The organism is Streptococcus sp. k-90, assembly GCF_013277565.1.
Lineage (GTDB): Bacteria > Bacillota > Bacilli > Lactobacillales > Streptococcaceae > Streptococcus.
Window position 1 is genome coordinate 1 of sequence record NZ_VMNE01000051.1, and the last position, 234, is coordinate 234.

General features: G+C 42.7%; 1 protein-coding gene. It reads left to right on the top strand.

Annotated elements, in window-relative coordinates; all coding sequences use genetic code 11:
- Window positions 1–234: hypothetical protein (locus tag HT734_RS09255; RefSeq protein ID WP_173308530.1), on the top strand; the 234-nt coding region annotated here is incomplete at both ends.

Consider the following 234-nt stretch of genomic DNA (forward strand, 5'->3'; position numbering starts at 1 on the left):
GAAGAAGAAGCTAAGATTACAGCAGCAGAAAACGCTGATAAAGTAGCCGAAGCTAAAACAGCAGGTGAAACAGCCATTAAAGGAGTGCACACACCAGGAAACTTAGACACTGTAAAAGAAGCAGCGAAAGCGGACTTAGAAAAAGCAGCGCAAGCCGAAAAAGCAGAAATCGCAGCAGATAAGAGCTTAACAGAAGCTGAGCGTAAAGAAAAAGAAACAGCAGTAGAAGAAGAA